Origin of the sequence: Pseudoalteromonas sp. A22, from assembly GCF_018141345.1 — a bacterium.
GTDB classification, from domain to species: domain Bacteria; phylum Pseudomonadota; class Gammaproteobacteria; order Enterobacterales; family Alteromonadaceae; genus Pseudoalteromonas; species Pseudoalteromonas maricaloris.
In genome coordinates this window covers 2,902,937-2,925,222 of record NZ_CP047238.1, presented here as the reverse complement: position 1 = coordinate 2,925,222, position 22,286 = coordinate 2,902,937, and the positions used below count along the sequence as shown (strand labels likewise).

Sequence of the window (22,286 nt, the reverse complement as noted above, 5' to 3'; positions counted from 1 at the left end):
CTGGGTATTAGATTTCGGTAATGATATCGTCGATAGCAAGGCGAGATTTAGGTAATTTAGCATTAAAATCACCTTCGTCTCGATAGCCCAATGCGACAATAGCAAGAGCGTCAAAGCCTTGCTCAGTTAACCCAAGCTCATTGCTGAGAATTTCAGCGTCAAAACCCTCAATGGGCACAGAATCTATACCGAGTAGTGCTGTGCTTAGCAAAAATTGCCCAAGATTTAAGTAAACTTGTTTGCCAGTCCATGCTTTGATTGCTTCATCGCTGGTTTGATTTAAGCCGACAAAATAGCGACGGCCATTATTCATTTGTGCTTCTACCTCAGAGCCTTTTTCAAATCGGCCATCAGCACTTTCTTTGGCAAGCACTTTATTTAAATGTGCATCATCTATATTTTGTTTTGCAGCAAATACAACAACATGAGATGCATTTAGTACTTTTGCTTCATTAAATTTGTAATTCTCTTGTGTGCTTTTAGCCACTTGAGTTTTGCCAGCCTCAGTACTTGCGATGACAAAATGCCATGGCTGAACGTTGGTACTAGAGGGGCTTAGTCTTAGCGCCTGCTTGAGTAGGTCAATATCTGAATCACTAATTTTTTTACTAGGATCAAAGGCTTTTGTAGAATAACGATTGTGGATTGCATCGCGTAACGTGTACATATCAAACTCCTAATTGCTTTAAAGACATAATATGGATTTACATAATCAATAAAAAGATGATAATGAGTTAAATAGTTTCAAAAATTTTTTGAAAATGAATACACAAGATTTAATCGTCGTGATGAAAACGGCTAAACTTGGCAATATTAGTGCGGCGGCTGCGCAGTTAGATATGCAGGTTGCCACGGCGAGCGCCGCGATAAAGCGGGTGGAAAAACAACTTGGCTTTCAACTCTTTGTGCGCTCTACGCGCAGCTTAAGGCTATCAAAGCAAGGTGAAACTTACTTGCCAATTTGCGAGCAGGCACTGGCACTTTTGGATAATGGCAAAAAACAGGTGCTTGATAACGACAACGAAATTGACGGTGAGCTAAGGTTAACCGCACCGTCAGATTTTGGCCGTAATATCCTCCTTCCTTGGCTAGACGAATTACTGGATGAATACCCCAAACTTGCCCTGAAGCTTATTCTTAATGATCACAATCTCGACTTTTATCGGGACGGTGTTGATATCGCGCTGCGCTATGGCGCGCCTGAAGACAGTAGCTTCTACGGCTTTAAAATTTGTGATGTGCCACTGCTGCTTTGTGCCTCTACGGAGTACTTAGAAAAACAGGGCACGCCAAAGGATCATGAGGAATTAAGCGAGCATCAAGGGCTATTCTTTTTGATCAGAGGCAGTAAGTTTGATACGTGGAAACTGACGAAAAATGAACAAACTTACAAAGTGGTGCTTAAAGGGCGTAGAACCAGTAATGATGCGGATGTGGTAAAGCGCTGGTGTGCGCAAGGAGCGGGTATTTCATTGCGCTCCGCGATAGATGTTGCAGACCAACTAGAGCAAGGCGTGGTGCAAAGTATATTAAATGACTATCGCGTTGAATGTAAGCCGCTGTGGTTGATCTGTCCGTCAAAGCAAATGATCAACCCAAGCGTGAGAGTGCTGCGCGATAAACTAAGAAAGTACTGCCAAGCGCTTGTAGAAAAGGCCGAGCGATATAAGTAACGCGCTAGGGCTTGACTGAAGCTGTATTCTTAGGTTTGTCGGGTAAGTGGGTTGGATAACCAAACAGCGCCAACCATTTGCTCTTTAAGGTGTTTGCTTGTGAAAAGCAGTAGAACATATGACGCCACTGAGCAAAGTTAACCTCTAAAGGAGTCTGCTTTGGGGACGCACCTCTTATTCCATAACAAATTGTGATGTCCTCACGCTCCTCAACAAAGGTGCCAAAAAGCTTATCCCAAATGATCAGCACCCCGGCAAAGTTTTTATCTGTATAGTCAGGATTACTGGCGTGATGGACTCTGTGGTGGGAAGGCGTATTAAAAATTCGCTCTACCACTCCTAACCTATTAACCGTTTGTGTATGGACAAAAAATTGAAAAGCCAAGTTGATTGCGACGATGGCAAATACCAAGGTTGGGGTAAATCCAAGCAGTATCATAGGCAGCCAGAACAGCCACATACCGACAATAGGGTATAGCAAGCTTTGGCGAAATGCGGTGGTAAAGTTCATGTTGTTCGAACTGTGATGGACCACGTGTGCACTCCAAAGCCAGTGAATACAATGTGATGCGCGGTGAAACCAGTAATACAAAAAATCTTGCAAGATAAACCCAAAGAGCAAAGTGAAGAGATTTAATTCGATTGTGAATAAGGCAAATTGATGAAGCCAGTAAAAGAGCGGCATCAGCACAAGCAAAGCCAGCGCGTCGCTGCCTTGGTGGAGCAAGGCGAGTAAGGCATTGAGTATGGAGTCTCGCCAATCATAGTGTTCGTGGTGCTTAATATACTCCCAAGCAACACAAAGTAAAAAGACGGGACTGAGTGCCAGTAAAATTAGCGATACATCAACCATATACAGCTCCTTCTTTAGCCAAAGCTTTGGTACTTTATATGCACAAGCGTAGCGAGTTAGCCATTGACAATCCTGCCAAACTGCGCCAACAATTTGTCCAAATACGACAAAAGGAACTGCAATGCACTCCACTTCGTTTGTATATTTTTACAGTGCATGGGTATATCTCCATGACCATTTTACCGATGACAAGAGACTGCAAGGCGAGTTTGCTGAGCTGGTAGCGTCACGGCCTGAACGTGTAACACTCGTTGAGTATGAGCGGTTGCTTGAGGTAGGGTTGGAGTTAAGCGGCGATCCCTTGATTGGCTTTGAACTGGGTAAAGCCATTCAGTTGCATGACTATGGGGCGCTTGGTTATTTGGTCGAAACCAGTAAAGACTTGCAGCAGGCTATTACCTCCTTATTGCATTACGACGCCATTGTTGCCGATATTGGCCTCGCTGTATTCACAAGTGATAGCGACAATGCCAAGTTAACTTGGCAACCAAAAACCTCACTGGGTAAGCAAGCCATTTTGCGCAATATGACCGCTTGGGTGAGCGCTGCACGGCAGCTTTTGCGATCGACTTTATCGCCTAACCAACTCCAGCTTAGCTTTAGCGTGTGTGACCCAGAATTGCAGCGTTTGCAAACGTGGTTTGGCTGCCCCGTTTCACAAAACTGCTCTGACAATGCACTGTTGTTTCCGTTAGACTTTCTTACCATGCCAGTCGCTACCGTCGACTGCCTAATGCACGAACATATTGAGCAAGCGGTTGCAAAAAGCGTATCAGCGCTCTGCGATAATCATGACTTAAAAACGCGTGTTGCCAATTTACTAGCGGCAAAGCACTCACTGGCTGGAGTCAACCAAGCAAGTATTGCTAAGGCATTAAACATGAGTGTGCGTTCGATGCAGCGTAAGCTAAAAATACAACACACCAGCTTTAGAATCTTACTCGACCAAGAGCGAAAACATAGATTTGAACAACTTATCGGCAACACCAGATTGCTCGATATTGTAGACGCACTCGGTTTTACAGAACAAAGTGCGCTCAATAAAGTTTGTTTAAAATGGTATGGGAAACCACCGTCAAAGCTAAAGTGAAGAACCGAAGGTAGGTAAGGTTTGGTTTGTTCGTCAAATTCCCAGCTTCGGTGCAAATATGTAGTGGGTATCATCGATTCTAGCTAAGTTGAGGTCGGGAACAATCTTTGCTAAGTTAAAGGTGCCTTAAACTTTATAAGGTATAATTAAAAGGATATTATGATGAAAAATTTATCACTTAAAGTCGTAAAGCTAAAAAGCCTCTCAAAAAAAGAGCCACTTAAACAAGAGGTAACGCCTTATATAGCTGGTGGAACTGATGTACCTAAGGACCCCATTACCTCCCACTGCTCAGACATTTGTAGTTCTGCTTGTAGTTGGCGAGGGTGTTAGTCTGTGGTTTGAATTTTTAAATAATTAATGCCTCACATTTGAGGCATTTCAGGTTTTTGAAGAAATGTAAATCGCTGACACCCACCTCAAATTGCTGAAATGACAACGAGGCACAATGCTGCTATCGGCAAGCTAATACTCAAGCCCAACGATGCGAGCAACGCTTGGATAGTTGCTCAGAACACCGAAACGATCTTGAGGTTTGCAGGAAAATGTTGCCAGTGGTGCAGGAATGTATCGAGAAGACTCTGCATCTTTGCTAATCAGCTTAACGTCGTAGCCGCTCGCATCATTTTCGACAGTGATACAGATGTTTGCCATCGCTGAGCTACTTAAGACCAGTGCTGAAACCTGCAAACCTTTTTAAATATAAATTAATTATTTATATTTTATTGTGATAAAAACTCCCTGTTTCATAGGGAGTTACAGCAGAAAGCTCCCCATACCGGTCCTTTTTGATAGCTAAATTTGATAGGGAATCACCAGTTAGTTCTACTTCGGTGCCTATTTGACCAGCTTTGAGTCCAAGCTGCTTGCCCAGCTGTTCCATCTCTTTTTCCATCTGAGGCAGAACTTTTGTTCTTAGCTGTTTTGCCGCCTGAGCATAGCGTTCTTTCTCTTCGGCGGACGAAGCGTTTTGGGCAATTTGCTCAAACTCAACAATACTCTCCTTGGTCCCTTTTGCATCACCAACCCGGAAGTTGTAACCAAAATACATATCCATCATATTACGTGGTAGTTGCATAGCGTAGGCTCCTTGCTATTTGTAAACTCTATGAAAGATGAGCAAATATCACACCAACTAAATAAAACGCTTAATCGGTAAAACATAAACCAGTTATTGACCCCACAATCTTTTTGTTCGATTACTGATTCTCGGCGGAGCGCCACAGTACGCCACTTGGATCAGTAATACAAAATTCGAGCATTCCCCATGGCTGCTCGACAAGTTCAGTTACCTTTACGCCAAACGCATTGTCCAGATCGAGTTTTAAAACATGTTCATACCAGCTTAGGGCATCTTCGACTAAAAGGTGCATCATAAAGTTGTTGCTGTGCAATGGCTCATAGAAATCTTGGAGCAAAAAGAACAAGAGCCAGATTTAAAATATGCGATATCTCCAGATTCAAAAGCCATTTCAAAGCCAATTAGCTGATAAAAGCGTTTAGCGCATTCAAAGTCTTTAGCTGGAACAAAAGACTTTATTTCTATGGTATTCAGGTTTGCCATATTTTTGTCCATATTGTAGGTACTTTTTGTAGCCTAACGTTATAGTACTTATGAGACACGTAGTTTGTGTTAACAATCGCTTGTTGGAGTACAAATAGTGATGGGTGTCACTTGTTTCCGCTTGTTTCCGTAGTCGTTTGTTAGTCGTTGGAAGCCAACAAACGCAGCGCGTCGGTAAATAAAAAGGCGTGACTATTGCATGTGAATTTAGGTCGAAACGAAAGGAGTTCTATTATGAATATATCAAATACCCAAGCTACTTATGGTAACTACAACGCTGTCGAAGTCGTAAAAAAGCAAAATTTAGCCAATCAAAACTCACTTTCTTTAAATTCTGAAAATAGGGAGTCGAATACCAATGGTCTTGATATGCGGAACGTATCTCAAGAAGACATAAAAACGTTAGCTAAAGTCACTGGAGATGATCGTGTATGGCAGTACATCCCTTTTGAAGAATTTGAGTTTAAAGGTGATACTCTTGTCGGTGTAGAAAATAAAGACTATTTGGGCGCCTTAGAACGTAGAATTGAGTATAACCGCAGTATAGGCCAACCAACCAAAGGCTATGAAGAAACCTTAGCAGCCCTCAAAAGTTATCAAGGTTATATTTTACCTAAGAAAATCAGTGTAACCGCTTAAACGCAAAGAATATAAATCGCTGACACCCACCTCAACCAAAGCACTCACTGCTCGTGGTGCTCCTAAGCATGCCTACCGCTTGCTATTTCATCCTTGATATCTGTTTGTAAATACGAGAAATCTTAATCGTTTCAATCAAATCTAATTGTATAAGCTTTTATGGTTTTTAACTGTTTGAAACTTAAGTCTTTTATTCCAGCTGTCGACAGCAAGAAAGATTTATCTTGAGAATCAAAATTACTCAATTGCTAAGTGCTATATTTAAGATTACAACTACTCCACTTTAATGTGGGCCTTGAATTTGCCCACTAACCCTATGTTAAATCGTGGGGTGCCTAAACCATCATGTACTGATGTGCTAACGCATCGCCACCTAAGGATTATTTAGATGCTATCTACTCTATTCGTTGTTGATCAAAATGCAGATGTACTGCCTTTGGCAAATAACGTAGTGACGTTTGAAACGTATTTGCAAGAGTACCCAAAGCTCGGTGAATCAAAACTTCGAGTGATTAATTTATGTGACTGTGACCGTTATTTAAGCCAAGGTTATTACTGCTCTTTACTTGCTGAAGCGCGTAATCACCAAGTGCTTCCGAGTCTAAAAGTTATTAACGGTTTACGTGATGGCGATAATGCGTTGTTTTTATCGCAAGCTTGGTTTGATAAGCGTGGGATCGCGATTACCGATGACGCTGAGCTGATCATTTGTATGGGCGAAACCCAACAGCCTGAGTTTGGTAAGTTGGCGGCGTATTTATTTCAGCAATTTCCTGCGCCTTTACTAAAAGTGACACTACAGCAGCAAGATAAAGGCGTGCGTGTGCAGGTGCAGCGACGCGACTTTTCGACTCTGCAGGTGGCGCAGCTTGAGTTTTGTACTCAAGTATTAGGTCATGTGCATGCCACTCAGTGGAACAAGCGTAAGAGTCACAAAAAGTATCGTTGGGATATCGCGATGTTGGTGGACCACGATGAAAAGTTGCCGCCAAGTAATAAAGGGGCGATCAGCCGCTTTGTTAAAGCGGGTGAAAAGCTTGGCATTAAAGTTCATCCATTAGAAGCGGCTGAGTTATACAACTTAGGCCAATACGATGGGCTATTTATTCGTGAAACCACAGCGATTGATCACCATACTTATCGCCTTGCGCAAGAAGCAGAGCAAAAAGATTTAGTGGTAATTGATGACCCAAGCTCGATCCTACGCTGTTGTAATAAGGTGTTTTTACATGATGCCTTTAATTACAAGAAGGTGCCAAGTTTAGAAACGCGATTTGTGAGTCAGTGTAATGAACAAGTAATCGATAAACTCATTGCTGAGTTATCGCTACCTATGGTGCTTAAAATGCCTGAGAGTTCGTTCTCAAAAGGCGTATTTAAAGTAAAAACCAAAGAAGAGCTTGGCGAGCGTTTACAAGAGCTGATGAGCGTCTCTGCGATTGTGTTGGCACAAGCTTACTTATACACAGATTACGACTGGCGTATTGGGGTGTTAAATGGACGTGCGATCTATGCATGCCGTTACCATATGGCACGTAACCATTGGCAAATCTATAACCATGAGTCAAAACGTAATTTCTCGGGTGGGTTTGACACGCTACCAACGTTTGAAGTGCCAAAAGCGGTGTTACGTGCAGCGTTAAAAGCGGCGGCAGTTGTGGGTAATGGTTTGTATGGTATTGATATTAAAGAGCACAACGGTAAAGCCTACGTGCTTGAAGTAAACGACAACCCGAATATTGACCAAGGGGTTGAAGACAAATATCTCGGTGACGAGCTGTACATGCAAGTGATGTCTGAATTTTCAAGACGCCTTGAAGCGAGAGGTAAAAAGTAATGTTGCAAGCCGCGTTGGTGCTTGAAAAGGCGACACTGCAGGATTTGAACTCACTGAATGCGCTGGAGCAAAGCTGCTTTAGTGCAGATAGACTGAGTCGTCGCCAACTCAAGCATTACATCAGTTTTGAACATAGCCTGCTGCTCACTGCAAAGTTGGCCGGGGAACTTGTGGGCTATGGGTTGCTTTGGTTGCACCAAGGAACGCGGCTAGCAAGGCTTTATTCATTGGCGGTATCGCCTCATCATCAAGGTAAAGGGATCGCACGCCAACTGATGTCTGAGCTTGAAGTCAGAGCGGGTGAAATGGGCTGGTTATATATGCGTTTAGAAGTGGCTAAACGCAATGACGCGGCCATCGGCTTATATAAACGCATGGGTTATCGTGTATTTGGCGAGTATCAAAACTATTACGCGGATCATGATGACGCGCTAAGAATGCAAAAATGCGTGCGTAAGCTGTCGCAAAAGGCGGTGTTGCATCAGGCTCCTTGGTATCAGCAAACGACAGACTTTACCTGCGGACCGGCGTCACTGATGATGGCAATGGCAAGCATAGATCCAGGCTGTATGGGCGATCAGGCCTTAGAGCTTGAGATATGGCGTGAAGCGACCACCATCTTTATGACCGCAGGTCACGGCGGCTGTCACCCATTTGGATTGGCATTGGCTGCGGAGCGCCGTGGTTTTGCGGCAGAGGTGATGGTGAATACGGCGGGCCCGCTATTTTTAGATGGCGTGAGAAGCGCGCAGAAAAAACAGGTGATGACCTTAGTTCATGAGCAATTCCGTCAAGAGTGTGAATATCGTGATATTGCTATTCATCAAGCCGATGTAAAGCTTGAACAGGTTGAACAATGGTTGTTACAGAGCAGTGCGGTATTGGCTTTGATCAGCACTTATCGGCTAAACGGTAAAAAAGCGCCGCATTGGGTGCTTATTACGGGCTTAGATGAGTTGTGTTTATATCTTAATGATCCTGATGTCGAGGACGACCAAAACCCTATCGACTGCCAGCAAGTACCCATCGCAAGGTCGGATTTTGAAAAAATGATGACGTTTGGCGCAAGCAAATTAAGTGCACTAGTGGTGTTGCACGAGTCATTTTAAATAACGTTTTCGGTTATAAGTCAAAGGGCCTGTATTCGGCCCTTTGTTTTTAGCGCTACATGGCGTTTATAGCGTTTTCAAAAACTCAACGATTTGCCACTTTTCATTGTCACTCAAGGTAGTGCCGTAAACGTGACCGCTGTTATCATTGCCCGGCATCACCTCACCGCTGGCTTTGTTCACTTTGAACTCGTTCATGCCTTGATGAGTAATATAACCAACATTGATAGGGTCGAATTCGCGACTGCCAACCCAGAAGGTATCTGGGCGCGACTCTGGTGATTGTAGTAGTGACCATAGATTTGGCACAGAGCCATTATGTAAATAAGGCGCGGTTGCCCAAATTCCATTCAACGGCCTTGCTTTGTAGACACCCGCGTCGTAAAAACCATCCACACAATCTTCGTTAGTATTGGGGGTTAACTGTTGTCTATTTGCCAAATAGACTTTGAGGCGCTCTTCAATGGATTTTTTCACGGTGGTTTTCTTACCATCTGGCCCGGTGCGTTCTGCTATTAAGCCCGCTTCGATTGCTTTGATGGGATCTTTTAGCACTAGACCCACCACGCCATTTACTGGGATATCGATAGCGCTATCCACGGCTTGGAATTTGTCTCCCGCGATAATGTCGGTTTTTGTGCCTTCCAAGAACAATGTTTTTGCCATGTGGCAGCTTGCGTTATTAGACATAGTCGGGTCGGTGCCTATCTCTTTTACCGGTACTTTTACTGCTTCGTAATCCTTGAGTAAGTTTTTGCTATCAATGAGTTGGTGGCAGTTGGCGCAATTTGCTTGGAATAGCATTTTTCCTTGTGCCGCCTTATTGGTGTCAATCCCTGGAAGGTATTGCTCAGGCCAAGCTGGTGGCAGAAGTGTTTTTACCCACGCTTCTAGTTGCCCTAACGCATGTAAGTCTACCGTTGAGCTATATCGGGCATGTTTCCCCCAAACGCGCTGCCAAACCGGTGCTTCTTCAATGGATAACGAACCAAACACACCGACAACTTCCCCAATGTTGCGTACTAATGGGCCGACCACAGGAATATTGGGGGCGGAAGCATTCCACTGCACAACATTTGACTGGTGCGTCCCCCATAAAAATGGATAGGAGACGGGCGCGGTGGGCGCATTTTTATTGTTAAGGTCGTCAAGCGCAAATGCCGTGCCGGCGTTTTGTATATTGCCAAACGCATCAAGTCGAGCATAGCTAGTAAAGTCGTCTGGATAGTCTTCGGGCAAGTCATTAACGGTTTGTCGCTCGGCGGTTGCAAGCGCCACATGCTTGAGATCGTCTCGTAGATCATCAATCAATTCTTGCGATGCCCCTTCTTTTAATACGCGCATCGCGAAACGACTAAACTTTTGATTATCGTTAAGGGTCGCTTCTAACGCGGCATTTAGGCGGCTAAAGAAGAGTACAAAGTTGGCGAGGGTGGGCGCACCTTCTACCAATATTTTTGTGCCGTTATAGTCAATTTGGTTAGTGTGGCAAGCGGCACAGGTCATCCCGACCCAAGCTTGTCCCGTAGTTTGATTGTTATGCACGGCAAAACCGATGGGCAAGCCTGAAGGGTTATTGGCGGCGGTTTTACTGGGCAGGTAGCGCAGCATTTCCATATGTTCGCTATCGCGAAAGAGCTTTTTACTGTTGGGCTGCTCTAACCAAGTAAACCAAGTATAGGGAATGATTTGTGACCCTTGGCCTGTAAACCAAAAGTCTTGCCGAAGTTTATCTGACCATCCTTGATTGAGCCAAACTCGCTCAGGCACTTGACCAGATTCTGCAACCGGGTCGAGCGTTTCTTTGGGCACTGAAGGTTTTTTACTTGGTGAGCTACAACTTGCGAGAAACAGTGTGCAAGCCACTGCCGCACTTACATATTTTATTACTAGTCTATTGTTCATGTTGAACTGTCCGTGACGGTGGAAGTATCAACTACCTTAGTACAAACTAATTAACAATCAAGTTACACGGAATTACACGTGTCGCTAATTCACAAGATGAGAAAGTCTCATCTTTCCAAATATGAAATATTTATGTAAATTTATTTGTTTACACTAAATTTACTTTATTTATTTGGGAGCGGTTGTGCGTCGAAGTAGTTTTGCCATTTTTCATGTTATGGCGGTAATAGTTATCTTGGTTGGGTTACTGACTGGCCCTCGCTTGGGCATTATCAATCATGATTTTCTGGCGTTTTTTTCGCCTTTGCTTCCACAAGGCGCGTTGCTGTCAATGCATGTGTTATTTGGTTGCTTACTCACCTTGATTGCGATTGTTTTTACTGTGGCAACCATTCGCGCACCGTTTCGTGGCGCACCAAGTAAGTTTGATAAAGCCGTTAACTACTTTGGGTATCTGGTTATCGTGCTGAGTATAGTCACAGGATGGTTACTTTGGCTCAATCCAGAGAGTCTAAGTTTAGTGATTCATGGGTTATCAGCGACAGCCATTTTTTTGTATTTGGTGTTACATGGCATAAAGCACACGGTGTTTAAGGGCAAGCAAGTACTGAGCGTGTTATTGCCCCGAAATGCGCTTATTTTACTCAGTTGCAGTATTGCTCTGGTGTATTTTTGCGGCCTTGGCATACAGCTTATTGTTGCAGATCAGCATTTACGGTTAGAAGTTGCGCCGCTATCAAGGCAAAGCCACGTTGAAATAGACGGTAAAGGAGACGAGCCACAATGGTTGCGTGCTAAGCCTATTAAATTAACTACATTTGGTGGTGCAAACTTCTTGGATGGGAGTAGTGAGGTCGAAATAAAAGCGTTGAGCAACCATGATGAAACCTTCTTTCTGATCCGCTGGCAAGATCCGACCGAAAGCCTAGAGCATCTGCCGCTGGAAAAAACCTCAGACGGTTGGCAAGTACAAGAAAATGGCTTTTATCGCTTTGACGAGCGCACTTATTACGAAGATAAGTTTGCCATCATGCTATCGACAACCTGTGAACTAGGAGGTGATGGCACCGTTCAATATGGCGATGCGCCGCTTGCAGGCAAGCCCCGTAACTGGCATGGCAAGGGCTATCATGCAAGTACGGACGGCCGCACGCGAGATTTATGGCACTGGAAAGCGCTGAGAACCAATGACATGTACTTGGCCGATGATAATTTTTTTGGGCCGCCTCAAAGCGTTGCACTTGGGCAAAGACGCTACACCGCAGGGTATCAACCTGATGGCAAAGAAAGCGGTGCTTATGTGATGAACTGGCGCTGGTACTCACCGACTGAGGTTACGCCAAAGCGAATGCCAATTCCATCGCCGGATATCACTGAGCGCAAAGTCCTTGATTGGTTTGCCAGCGAAACCTACAACCCACAACAAGATATGGCGAAAATTGGCGAACAGCTCCCGTCCGTGTTGTACCGTTCAAATCGTTTTGAGGGAGATAGAGCCGATGTTAGGGCTAGGGGAGAGTGGCACGATGGTTATTGGACGCTAGAGCTGGTACGTAAACACCAAACGCATTCTCCCCTTGATGTTGAACTGCGCTCTGGTGTTTGCATGTGGGTCTCCGCATTTGATCACGCACAAATCGCGCATACTCGTCACCACAGAGCGATTCAATTGAGGTATATGCTATGACCGTTGCCTCACGTTTAATACTTAGTTTAGCGATTGCCACTGTGGCGATTAGCTACTTGTTATTCAGCGCTCCTGAGCGAGAAATTCCAACTCATGCACGCTTTATTAAAGTCACCAATGACATGCAATTTTTGTCTGTATGGCAGGGCCCTTGGCATTGTGTCTATGACAAAAAGCTTAATCTGCTTTGGGAAGTAAAACGAGATGATGAGTCTATTCACGATGGCTATTGGAGTTACTCTTGGTATGACGGTCAATTTGGTCATGCTGATCAAGGTGATTGTTATTTCGAAGCATCCCACTGCGATAGCCAAGATCTGATCCGTAAAACTAACCAAGCTTCTTTATGTGGTAGTGCCGAGTGGCGCTTACCTACACCTGATGAGCTGCGCTCTTTAATTCAAACACCAAATAGTCCTGGACAACCCCATATCGCAAGTGATTTTTTCCCACACATTAAAAATGGTGACTATTGGAGTAGTGAGGCCAGCGTGCCGTTACCCAAGTCGTTTAAGCGTGAAAAGTTAGGGGCAACGGCCGTGAATTTTCAATCGACAGAGACGCTTTCGCTCCCTTATGCAAACGCCGCATTTGTGATGTTGGTGGCTACGCCGTCAACATCACTCTCATTGGCTCAAAGTCGTGTTGAGCCTGTTACTCTAAACTAGGAACCAAGGAAATGAAATATACTCAAATGGCAACTTTTGTGGTTGCAGCTGGTCTATCTTGTAGCAGTTTTGCTGCGAGTGACTACCATCGTCTTGTGTGGGACACCAGTCCAAGCACTTCAGCAACAATAGGATTTACACCCACGTCAGGCACTAATCATATTGTTAAATATGGCAGCACAACGGATGAGCAAAGCTGGCAAAGTGCTGCGGTCAGCGCAACGCATACCTTTGACGGGGGCCTCTCAAGTTCATTTGTGAAATTAACCGGCTTAGCCCCAGATAGTGCGGTTTATTATCGTGTTTGTGATTCACAAGGTTGCGGTCAGCGTTTGTGGTTTAGAACTGCGCCGCAAACGGCATCAGGGATCACTGCTGTAGCTGGTGGTGATACGCGCACAGGTTGGACAACGCGCCGTAAAGGTAATGAGTTGATCGCTAAAATTCGACCGCTATTTATTATGCATGGTGGCGACTACACCAATGCAAACTCCGTTTCTGAAATGCGTGAATACTTAAAAGATTGGCAATTAACCTTTTCGGATGATTTGATTGATGGTCTTGCATACAAACGAATTTATCCATTCGTAGCAACACATGGCAATCACGAAGACGATAACTACAAAACGCTATGCCAAGTATTTGGCGTCGATTATGACCAAGATGGTGCGTGTACAGCAAAAGATACCTATGGTGCTTTTAGCGTGGCAGGGCTTTTAAGGGTTTATACCTTAAATAGCCAATTTAAAAATAGTGGCTGGTCGAGCTATGCCACAGCGATGAACAATTGGCTGAAAAGCGACTTACAGTCTCAGGGCAACAGCGCAACGTGGCGTATCGCTCAGTATCACAAGCCGATGTATCCTCACTATTCAGGTAAGTCAGACAACACCATATTACACACTTGGTGGGCACAAGACTTCTATAATAATGCGATGAACTTAGTAGTAGAGTCCGATACTCATATCAATAAACTGACTTATGCACTAACGCCTACCAGCAATGGTTTTACTGCAACGACCCAAGGCGGCACCGTTTATGTGGGTGAGGGAAGCTGGGGAGCACCGGCAAGAAGCGCCAATGATCCAAAAAGCTGGACTATCGACCTTGCGAGTATTCAACAGTTTAAAGTGTTGAGTGTGACAAACGATAAGCTTACTGTTCGAACTGCTGAGTTTTCAAGCAATGCAACTGCCTTATCTAAGGCGCAGCGAGATGCCGATCCGCTTGTGCTACCTATGAATATGACATGGTGGTATGCCGCCGAAATTGGTGATGAACTAAATCTGATCAAAGCAAGCAATAATCTATCTGTGATAGAAACTCCCATTATTGAGCCGCCAGCTGCAATTGAACTTATCAGTGGTCAAACACAAGCGAATGTCACTGGTGCTAAGTCTTCTCAGACACTTTATTACATTGATGTGCTAGCAGGAGCAACGCAGCTAAAAGTTGAAACAGCGGGCGGCAGTGGGGATGTAGATATGTATGTGCGCTTTAATGCGGAACCAACGACACAAAACTACGATTGTCGACCCTATAAATCAGGTAATAGTGAAGCCTGTACAATTACTCCAGTACAAACAGGTCGTTACTATGTCATGCTTGATGGCTATGAAAGTTATTCAGGCGTTGCGCTAACGGCTACGGTTTATACTGACACTCCTCCAGATCAAGGCAATAGCCAGCAATGGTTGGATCAATCTGCCAGTAAAGGTCAGTGGCAGTATTATACTTTTGACGTGGCACAGGGAACACAGAGCCTGCAAGTAAAGGCATCGGGTGGTACTGGAGATGCTGATTTATATCTGCGTTTTGGTCAACAACCAAATAGTAATACCTATGAATGTCGGCCTTATGAAAATGGCAATAATGAAACGTGCACAATCACCAATCCAAATGCGGGAACTTGGCATATTGGACTCTATGGTTACGCTGCTTTTTCAGGATTGACTCTACAAGCAGAAAGTCAATAACCCTGTAAATGAGAGCTTGGTGGTTATTGGTGTAACCATCAAGCTCATTTTAAAACTGACCGAATATTGAGAGTAGCTTGACCATTCACAATTAATGGAATTGAGACAATAATCGAGGTACAATACCGCTGCATTTTTGGACATGCAATTGTCTTTATGCAACGACCTCTGACGCGCGCAATCGTTGCGGTTCGTAGGGAAGAATAAATTTACCACGTGTTTGGCTATGTACCGTGGTGATAACAAGGAATCAATTATGAATACAAAACTTCTCGTTGGCTTAGGTGCTGTGGCTATTGCCGTTGGTGCTTATGTAACCACTCAATCATCTTCTTCAAGCATTGCGATGGAGCAACTGGAATACGTTCCGGCTGATACCGCTGTATTTTGGGGGCAATTAACGCCTTTTGAGCAGCAAAAATATTTATCTTTTATGCCTGAAGCGCTTAGAAAAGTACAAGATCTTGAAGAAGTAACTGGGCTGCTTAGAAAAGAAAATGACAAACATCTGAATTTTCTGGCAACGCTATTAGAACAGTACAATCTAGCGATGACATCCCCTGAGCAAATGAAAGCTATCTTAGGTATGGGTGAGACAGTTAGAAGTGTATTCTACACCGTTGGTTTGTTACCGACACTGCGTTATGAGCTTGCAGATCCCGAAGCTTTTCAGCGCACAATAAAAATGGCTGCAAAAGATGCCGAAATCACATACCAAGAAGATACGCTTGATGGTGCCGCATTAACGCGTTATCAGCTTGAGTTCGCGCCAGAAGCTAAAATTGAGCTTATCACATCCGTGCAGGGTCAATGGGTAACGACGACAATTAACACGCCTATTAACACCGAAGCGGATTTAAAAGTTGCTTTGGGTATTGCCAAACCAGCCCAGTCACTGGCGCAATCTGGCAAACTAGAGCAATACAATACGCAGTTTGGTTTTGATGGTTCGTCAATTGCGTTTCTGAACCATGTGGCTATCGTCGATGGTATTACTGCAAACAAGCAGTCTGATTTGACTCGTATGTTAAATAATCTATTGCAGCTAGGTGGTGGGACTGAGAAATTAGCAGCGGTACGTGCGCCTGAGTGTCAGGCGGACTACAGTGAAATCGCCAACCTGTGGCCTGCAACGGTATTGGGTACCAAGAATATCCAATTTACTAATTCTGCAATCGACTTTGAAGTTGATACTGTGGTGGTGGGTAAAGATGCTGAACTGATGAAAGCACTTGGGTCGATCCGTGGCTTTATTCCTGCGCATGTCACCAACGGCGAAGAGAAAGTACTCGGGTTTGGCTATGGTGTTGATGTTGCAAAAGTTGCGCCGCTTGTAAACACCCTGTGGGGCCGTTTTACTAAAGCTGAATTCAAGTGTTCTGAACTCGTTGCACTACAGCAGCAAGCGAAACAAAATAGTCCAATGGCTATTGCGATGATGACAGGCATGGCGAACTCGGTTAAAGGCGTGAGTGCATCCGTTTTTGATCTTGTTATGGAGCCAAACGACCAAGGCATGCCGGAACCTAAAACGTTTGATGCTCTAGTCACATTGTCTGCCGAAGATCCTTTAGTACTTGTTAATACGGTGAAAGGGCTTGCACCTATGCTGGGTCAAATTCAAATCCCAGAAGACGGGACACCGGTTTCAATTAACCAGTATATTCCATCTCCACAGCCATTAGGTATGGATATCAAGCTAGCGGTTAAAGGCGATCACTTAGTGTTGTTTACGGGTGAAAAGGCGACGGTTATTGCTGAGAAAATGGCAAACCAAGCGCTAGAAACTAATGGCATGACGCATTTCAGCATGGATATGCAAGCGTTTTTAGCACCAATGTTAGAAGCGGCAAAAGCGACAGGTCAACCAATGCCGGAAGGTATTGATGCGTTTTTACAGCAAAATATGGTGTTTGAGTTTAGTATGGATGTTGCAGATCATGGCCTTGTATTTGGCACTGATATGAAGCTGAAAAAACTATAACGAACAAAGAGCAAATGATGTTAAAAATGCCGACTTTAAGTCGGCATTTTTGTTTATACTGGCTGTAATTTTTGAGAAGGAGGTTTTATGAAATTACAAAATAGGTTGCTGCTGATGTTGGCATTGCTTAGCACTATATCTTATGCAAGTGATACCCGGTTTGGTGGTGGTGCAGACATGAGTAAGCTCGTTGCGGGCAAAGACGTATTGAAAAATACTGAGCAGTTTGTGGGGAGTCAGATCACGCTGTCGGGTGAAGTGGTCAAGGTGTGTAAAAAACGCGGTTGTTGGATGACACTGAAAGTAGATAACGGCGAGGAAATAAACGTAAAGGTACGGGATGGCGATATGGTTTTTCCAATGTCCGCCATTGGAAAGCAAGCCTATGCGACTGGAGTACTCGAGCAGTTCGAGTTAGACATTGAGAAAACGAAGCGTTATTTGGCTCATAGAGCACATGAAAACGGTGAAGTGTTTGATGCAAGCAAAGTCACTGAGGGAATGAATCTAGTTAGGCTCAAACCGGATGCAGTAACGATTTTAGAAGCACAATAAAAGCTATTTCACAAGTACAGCGTACTCGAAGTTTGTGCGCTGTGAATTTGGACTGATCACTACTTGGTAAGTGTCAGCGCCAAGCATCACATAATTTACTTTGCCGACTTTAAGTGGCTTTGGTGTACTATCTAAGTCCATGATCCAGACACCAGTTTCCGTATCCGGAGCCAAGTTTATTAAGGTTCTTCCGGCGTTATTTGGAATATATAAAGCGGCATTGCTACTTTTACCCCAAATCGCTTTGAGTTTGTGGTTTTCCGACACTAATGTGTAATCCGCAGGACCGGAAGGGCGCATATCGGTCTGACGTTTGATTTCACACTGTTCACATTGAATTGAGGGAGCTGATAGGTGCGTTTGCAGCTGCCCATCAAAAATGATGCCTTCTGAGGCGATTCTCCACAAAGATTGACCTTCGCCCAGCTGGTGGCATCCCGACATCAGTAAGGCTGAAAATAGCAGGCTGTAATGTTTGTTGAAAATAGGCACCGGATCACCAAAAGAAACTAGTTAAACCGGTACAAATAGTAGCTAATCTTTAGCGCCAATATAAGGCCTTAACGTTAACGAATGTAAAAGGCCGCATCCTAGAAATACTTTGTGTTTAACTACTACAGCCGCTACCGCAACTTGAGCCACTACTACAACTTGAGTTTGAAGAGCTTGAGGAAGAGGTGCTGCTGTCGCCACTGTCCATTGACGTACACCCGATGTGTCCAGCATAGGTTGTAGTGCTGGAATCGCCTTTGGTAATGGGCTCTCGAAAATCGGTTGCCGAGTAGTAATAGCCATTTGGGATATTAAGTAAGGCATCCAGTGCGAATAATATAGGTAAAGCAGCTGGTCTTCGCGGGGATATGCGCTCGATGCTACAGCAGGCTAGCCATGTCTTACGTAGGCTGAGTTGAGCTTTGTTTTTCCCTTTCATTGCCTCAGATGGACAATGATGTAAGAAACGGTCAAAGGCCTCGTAGCAAAAGGAGTGATACTCTTGGGTGTGTAAAATAAATTCATGCCACAGCGCATCGACAACCCGAGAGGGCATAGCTAAGGATTGATCTTCGAGCAATAAGTTCGCTTGAAAAAACTGCTTAAGACCTAACTCAACTTGTGTCAGTTGCTCATTAGTAAGCTCTGGATAATGGCGGCTAAGTTTGGGTCTTAAATGTGTGAGGTCGTAATCTTGAATAAAACTACGTCTACGTGCCGTCGTTTTTACTTTTTGATATTGTAATACGCCAACAAAGGCTAAGAACGCAGCAACAAGTATAAGAAATCCAATCATGTTATTTCCCTATATTTTTGTGTCCTAGACTGACCGAATGTATAGAATGTGTCAATAACGGGAAATATTAGAAGCAAGATTGCTTGCCTCTAATTGATTTGATTGTAAGTTTCTTAAATAACCTGAGGTTTGGATAAGGAATGTTCCAACTCATTGCTTCTAAAGAATAACTTGTTTTTTTCCTTGTCTAGCCAGAGAGTTTTAGGGAAAACACCGCTTCCGCGTCCTGCTCTCGCTAAGGTACCTACATCCTGTAGGCAAGGCGAATTTACGCACCAATAGCTGGCTATTGGAAGTGAATTCAACGCAGTTAGCGCTAAAACTGGCTGCTAGAAAGGCATTAATTATCCGCAGCTCAGGTTAAATACTCTGTTTGACGTATTCTCCGGGGGCATCATAAATCCCCGGTTGTTCATCACTTTGTGCGGCACGAGCTGGGACTTGCTCTGGGTTTATTTGATGTAGCCACTGCGCCCAATGCGACCACCATGACCCGCTTTCATGCTTTGCCGAAGCAAGCCACTCAGCGGGGTTTTCTTGGTCTTGTCCATCAAACCAATAACCATATTTGTTTGCACTTGGCGGGTTGACCACTCCGGCAATATGGCCAGACTCACCAAGCACAAAGGTGAGCGGGCTGCTGAGCTTTTTAGCCCCCTCAAAAGTGCCTTGCCACAGCGCAATATGATCGTCACGGGTAGAGAGAAAGTAGACAGGTTGCTTTACTTTACTGAGGTCAATTTTAGTGCCACGAATACTGACAGACTTGTCTTCAATAAGCTGATTATTGAGATATAAGTCTCGCAAAATAAAGTTGTGGCAGGCCGCTGTTAGATTTGTACTATCACTATTCCAGTAGAGTAAATCTAAGTCGGCAGGCGCTTTGCCTTTGAGGTAGTTATTAACGAAGTAATTCCAATACAAGCTGTTTTCTCTCAGCATACTAAAAGAAGTACCGAGCAGATGCCCTGACATCACGCCATTTTGATTATTATACTGTTCTAGCGCATTAATGGTGGGCTCATTGATAAATGCGCCAAGTTCACCTGGCTGCGAGAAATCTAAAATTGTGGTCAGCAAGGTTGCACTTTTTACTCTTTGTTTGATGCGTTTAGCAGCAATATAGGCCATACATGTGGTGAGTAGAGTACCGCCGATACAATAACCCACAGTATGGATTTGCGTTTCGCCTGTTTGTTTTTCTGTTTGCTCTAAAGCACATAACACACCGTCGACGACATAGTCGTCAAACGCAATATTTGCCATGCTTGGATCTGGGTTTTTCCATGACATCATTAGCACGGTATACCCTTGTTCAAGTGCCCATTTAACCATCGAGTTATCTGCTCTCAAGTCCAAAATATAGTATTTATTAACAAATGGCGGCACGATAAGCAGGGGAGTCTTGTGCACTTGCTCCGTAGTCGGATGATATTGGATCAATTCAAACAAGTGGTTTTGGAATACCACTCTACCCGGTGTACAAGCCAGGTCTTCTCCAAGTGTATACGCATTTTCATTGGTCATGCTGACTCGGAGCATTTCAGTGCTTTTGGCTAAATCTTTTTTTAAGCACGCCAGTCCATCGAATAGATTCTGCCCGTTACTTTCTAGCGTCAGCTTGAGTAATTCTGGGTTGGTTGAAACAAAGTTGCTCGGTGATACTGAATTAACGGACTGTCTTGCAAAAAACGCTAATCGCTCTTTAAGTTTTGGGTCGAGACCTGGAGTATTTTCAATGGTGTTTTGTAGTGATTGTCCAAACCAAAGATAGCTTTGTTTTAGGTAGTTAAACCAAGGGTTCTCTTGCCAATCTGGGTCTACAAAGCGTTTGTCTCCACGCTCAGGGCTAATAATGTCTTCTTTCTCATCGGTAGTTTGCGGCATAAAACTGTTTTGAAAAATAGCAAACTGAGTTTGCCACCACGCATTTTGCTGTTTAATAAAGGTTTCCGGTTGCTGATTGAGTGCACTGAGCCAGCTTTGTAAGTCGGCTTGGTTTTGCTCATTTAATGCATTTTGTAATGGATTCTCTTTACCAAAATTTGTCGCTGCGAGCTGCCACAATTCTTGGTTATATTGCCACCACGCAGTTAACCCTTGCTCAATATTTGCTTGAGTGCCCATACAGGTAGATCCTTTGTGTTGTTTGAACGGGTAAGGCGACCTAAGTCGCCCAAAATTGCAGGTTATTGCGCTTTCGCTGTTTTTAGCGTTTCTTTACCAAGAGATTCTAAGCTGTCTTTAAATTCTTGACCTAATTGAGAAAGCTTTTGACCATCTTGGATCATCTGTTGGCTTAGGGCGTTTAACGCGTTCAACTGACTTGCGTTAAAATCCATCATAGATTTTGCATCTTTGATTTCAGTCGCTTGCTTTAGCTGCTCAATGGATGTTTTAGTGATCTGTTCAGCCGAGTGCAGCTGAATTTTAGATAGTGCTTCGATGTTTTTTGCCACGATTTGGTTAAACTGTACCGCTGGTGCAAAGAATTGCTCAGTTTGTTCGTTGAATGTTTTGAATAAATCGCTGTACATGGTCTTTTCCTTGTTATCGATTAAATTAACACAATGGATGATAGTGATCAGTTAGCACCACCGAACATCAGGTACAGCTCGCTCCCTCGGTGGTATTTAACCTGAGGTTATTTAGGTTATTGCATATATAGGCCGCCATTGAGCGACAGGGTTTCGCCAGTAATGTAACCGGCTGCTTTTGATGCTAAGTAAGCAACCGCAGCTGCAACTTCGTCAGGCGTGGCTAAACGCTGCATCGGTACTTGTGCTTTTATGCTATTTAATACGTCTTCACGCATGGCGCTTACCATAGGCGTTTCTGTGTAGCCTGGTGCTACTGCATTGACGGTGACACCGCTTCTTGCACCTTCATAGGCCAGCGCTTTGGTAAAACCAATCATGCCTGCTTTTGCGGCGGAATAATTAGCCTGCCCAAATTGACCTTTTAGGCCATTAACGCTGGAGATATTAACGATACGACCTTGCTTATTTGCGCACATTGCCGCAAAGACTGGGTTGGTCATATTAAAGAGAGAATTTAGATTGGTGTTGATCACCTCGCTCCATTGCGCGTGGGTCATTTTTTTAAACGCTGAGTCGCGTGTGATCCCGGCGTTGTTTACGAGTAGATCGATATTCCCAAATTCTTGTAGGACCTGAGTCATCGCTGTGTGGCATTGCTCAGCATTAGTCACATCCAAGAATAGAGGTTTTACTGCCGCTGGATTGATTTGTAGCGTGTTAAGCCAGAGATCAAAGTCGGCCTCATTACGCCTTTCGCTTGCTATCGCGACAACAAAAAAATCTTTTTCAATGAGTGTTTTCGTAATAGCAGAACCAATCCCACCAAAGGCACCAGTTACCACCGCAATTTGCTTGTTTTCCATAACGCTCCCGCGAAAAAAGAGGCTATACCAACATACTTCCTAGCCGAGTTAGCTT

General features: G+C 44.1%; 22 protein-coding genes. 10 read left to right on the top strand and 12 right to left on the bottom strand.

Features of this window, described 5'->3' with window-relative positions; genetic code table 11:
* Nucleotides 1–7 precede the first annotated feature (7 nt).
* Nucleotides 8–667: an oxygen-insensitive NAD(P)H nitroreductase gene (nfsB, locus tag GSF04_RS18015; protein WP_211858208.1), complete on the bottom strand. Its 660-nt coding sequence runs from the start codon at nt 665–667 to the stop codon at nt 8–10.
* Between the two features lie 94 nt (nt 668–761).
* On the opposite strand from nfsB, the gene GSF04_RS18010 reads away from it, so the two are divergent.
* Nucleotides 762–1,673 (top strand): LysR family transcriptional regulator, encoded by a 912-nt coding sequence (locus tag GSF04_RS18010; protein ID WP_211858206.1) that lies wholly within the window; start codon nt 762–764, stop codon nt 1,671–1,673.
* Between the two features lie 4 nt (nt 1,674–1,677).
* On the opposite strand, the gene GSF04_RS18005 is transcribed toward GSF04_RS18010, so the two are convergent.
* The gene (locus tag GSF04_RS18005; RefSeq protein WP_211858205.1) at nt 1,678–2,526 is read right to left on the bottom strand and encodes a sterol desaturase family protein; all 849 of its coding nucleotides are present in this window, start codon (nt 2,524–2,526) and stop codon (nt 1,678–1,680) included.
* Nucleotides 2,527–2,647: 121 nt separating this feature from the next.
* On the opposite strand from GSF04_RS18005, the gene GSF04_RS18000 reads away from it, so the two are divergent.
* Nucleotides 2,648–3,616 carry an AraC family transcriptional regulator ligand-binding domain-containing protein gene (locus tag GSF04_RS18000; RefSeq protein ID WP_211858204.1) on the top strand — a complete coding sequence of 323 codons (969 nt, stop codon included), beginning with the start codon at nt 2,648–2,650 and terminating at the stop codon, nt 3,614–3,616.
* A gap of 465 nt (nt 3,617–4,081) precedes the next feature.
* Here the strand turns inward: GSF04_RS18000 and GSF04_RS17995 are convergent, their stop codons facing one another.
* From GSF04_RS17995 to GSF04_RS23420, 4 genes are all read right to left on the bottom strand, one after another.
* Nucleotides 4,082–4,270 (bottom strand): hypothetical protein, encoded by a 189-nt coding sequence (locus GSF04_RS17995; RefSeq protein WP_211858203.1) that lies wholly within the window; start codon nt 4,268–4,270, stop codon nt 4,082–4,084.
* Between the two features lie 61 nt (nt 4,271–4,331).
* On the bottom strand, nt 4,332–4,694 hold the full coding sequence (locus GSF04_RS17990) for a hypothetical protein (protein WP_211858202.1): 363 nt from the start codon (nt 4,692–4,694) through the stop codon (nt 4,332–4,334).
* Between the two features lie 121 nt (nt 4,695–4,815).
* Nucleotides 4,816–4,992 carry a hypothetical protein gene (locus tag GSF04_RS23425; protein WP_249122411.1) on the bottom strand — a complete coding sequence of 59 codons (177 nt, stop codon included), beginning with the start codon at nt 4,990–4,992 and terminating at the stop codon, nt 4,816–4,818.
* Entirely contained in the window at nt 4,989–5,192 is a 204-nt protein-coding gene (locus GSF04_RS23420; RefSeq protein ID WP_249122410.1) for a hypothetical protein, read from the bottom strand. The genes GSF04_RS23425 and GSF04_RS23420 overlap by 4 nt, the downstream gene beginning before the upstream one ends.
* Before the next feature lie 222 nt (nt 5,193–5,414).
* Between GSF04_RS23420 and GSF04_RS17980 the strand changes: the two genes are divergently transcribed.
* From GSF04_RS17980 to GSF04_RS17970, 3 genes are all read left to right on the top strand, one after another.
* Nucleotides 5,415–5,819 (top strand): hypothetical protein, encoded by a 405-nt coding sequence (locus GSF04_RS17980; RefSeq protein WP_211858201.1) that lies wholly within the window; start codon nt 5,415–5,417, stop codon nt 5,817–5,819.
* A 388-nt stretch (nt 5,820–6,207) separates the two neighbouring features.
* The gene (locus GSF04_RS17975; protein ID WP_211858199.1) at nt 6,208–7,656 is read left to right on the top strand and encodes a RimK family protein; all 1,449 of its coding nucleotides are present in this window, start codon (nt 6,208–6,210) and stop codon (nt 7,654–7,656) included.
* A complete protein-coding gene (locus GSF04_RS17970; protein ID WP_211858197.1) occupies nt 7,656–8,765 on the top strand; it encodes a GNAT family N-acetyltransferase/peptidase C39 family protein in 1,110 nt (369 codons plus the stop codon). Before GSF04_RS17975 ends, GSF04_RS17970 begins: the two co-directional genes overlap by 1 nt.
* Nucleotides 8,766–8,831: 66 nt before the next feature.
* Here GSF04_RS17970 and GSF04_RS17965 read toward each other — a convergent pair whose 3' ends face one another.
* Entirely contained in the window at nt 8,832–10,670 is a 1,839-nt protein-coding gene (locus GSF04_RS17965; protein WP_211858195.1) for a di-heme-cytochrome C peroxidase, read from the bottom strand.
* 184 nt (nt 10,671–10,854) lie between these two features.
* On the opposite strand from GSF04_RS17965, the gene GSF04_RS17960 reads away from it, so the two are divergent.
* From GSF04_RS17960 to GSF04_RS17940, 5 genes are all read left to right on the top strand, one after another.
* Complete coding sequence (locus GSF04_RS17960; protein WP_249122409.1) at nt 10,855–12,357, top strand: ethylbenzene dehydrogenase-related protein; 1,503 nt, start codon at nt 10,855–10,857, stop codon at nt 12,355–12,357.
* Nucleotides 12,354–13,025 (top strand): DUF1566 domain-containing protein, encoded by a 672-nt coding sequence (locus GSF04_RS17955; RefSeq protein ID WP_211858192.1) that lies wholly within the window; start codon nt 12,354–12,356, stop codon nt 13,023–13,025. Before GSF04_RS17960 ends, GSF04_RS17955 begins: the two co-directional genes overlap by 4 nt.
* An 11-nt stretch (nt 13,026–13,036) precedes the next feature.
* Entirely contained in the window at nt 13,037–15,001 is a 1,965-nt protein-coding gene (locus GSF04_RS17950; protein WP_211858191.1) for a pre-peptidase C-terminal domain-containing protein, read from the top strand.
* Between the two features lie 256 nt (nt 15,002–15,257).
* A complete protein-coding gene (locus GSF04_RS17945) occupies nt 15,258–16,985 on the top strand; it encodes a hypothetical protein (protein WP_211858189.1) in 1,728 nt (575 codons plus the stop codon).
* 87 nt (nt 16,986–17,072) lie between these two features.
* Entirely contained in the window at nt 17,073–17,540 is a 468-nt protein-coding gene (locus GSF04_RS17940) for a DUF4920 domain-containing protein (RefSeq protein WP_211858187.1), read from the top strand.
* 3 nt (nt 17,541–17,543) lie between these two features.
* Here the strand turns inward: GSF04_RS17940 and GSF04_RS17935 are convergent, their stop codons facing one another.
* The 5 genes from GSF04_RS17935 to GSF04_RS17915 form a co-directional block, all read right to left on the bottom strand.
* The gene (locus GSF04_RS17935) at nt 17,544–18,032 is read right to left on the bottom strand and encodes a hypothetical protein (RefSeq protein ID WP_017216263.1); all 489 of its coding nucleotides are present in this window, start codon (nt 18,030–18,032) and stop codon (nt 17,544–17,546) included.
* Nucleotides 18,033–18,147: 115 nt separating this feature from the next.
* Nucleotides 18,148–18,828, bottom strand: a complete 681-nt coding sequence (locus tag GSF04_RS17930; protein WP_211858185.1) for a hypothetical protein — start codon at nt 18,826–18,828, stop codon at nt 18,148–18,150.
* A 360-nt stretch (nt 18,829–19,188) separates the two neighbouring features.
* Nucleotides 19,189–20,955 carry a class I poly(R)-hydroxyalkanoic acid synthase gene (phaC, locus tag GSF04_RS17925; RefSeq protein ID WP_211858182.1) on the bottom strand — a complete coding sequence of 589 codons (1,767 nt, stop codon included), beginning with the start codon at nt 20,953–20,955 and terminating at the stop codon, nt 19,189–19,191.
* Nucleotides 20,956–21,017: 62 nt separating this feature from the next.
* Nucleotides 21,018–21,365, bottom strand: a complete 348-nt coding sequence (locus GSF04_RS17920) for a phasin family protein (protein ID WP_017216260.1) — start codon at nt 21,363–21,365, stop codon at nt 21,018–21,020.
* Between the two features lie 116 nt (nt 21,366–21,481).
* Entirely contained in the window at nt 21,482–22,231 is a 750-nt protein-coding gene (locus GSF04_RS17915) for an SDR family oxidoreductase (RefSeq protein ID WP_039496779.1), read from the bottom strand.
* Between the last annotated feature and the right edge of the window lie 55 nt (nt 22,232–22,286).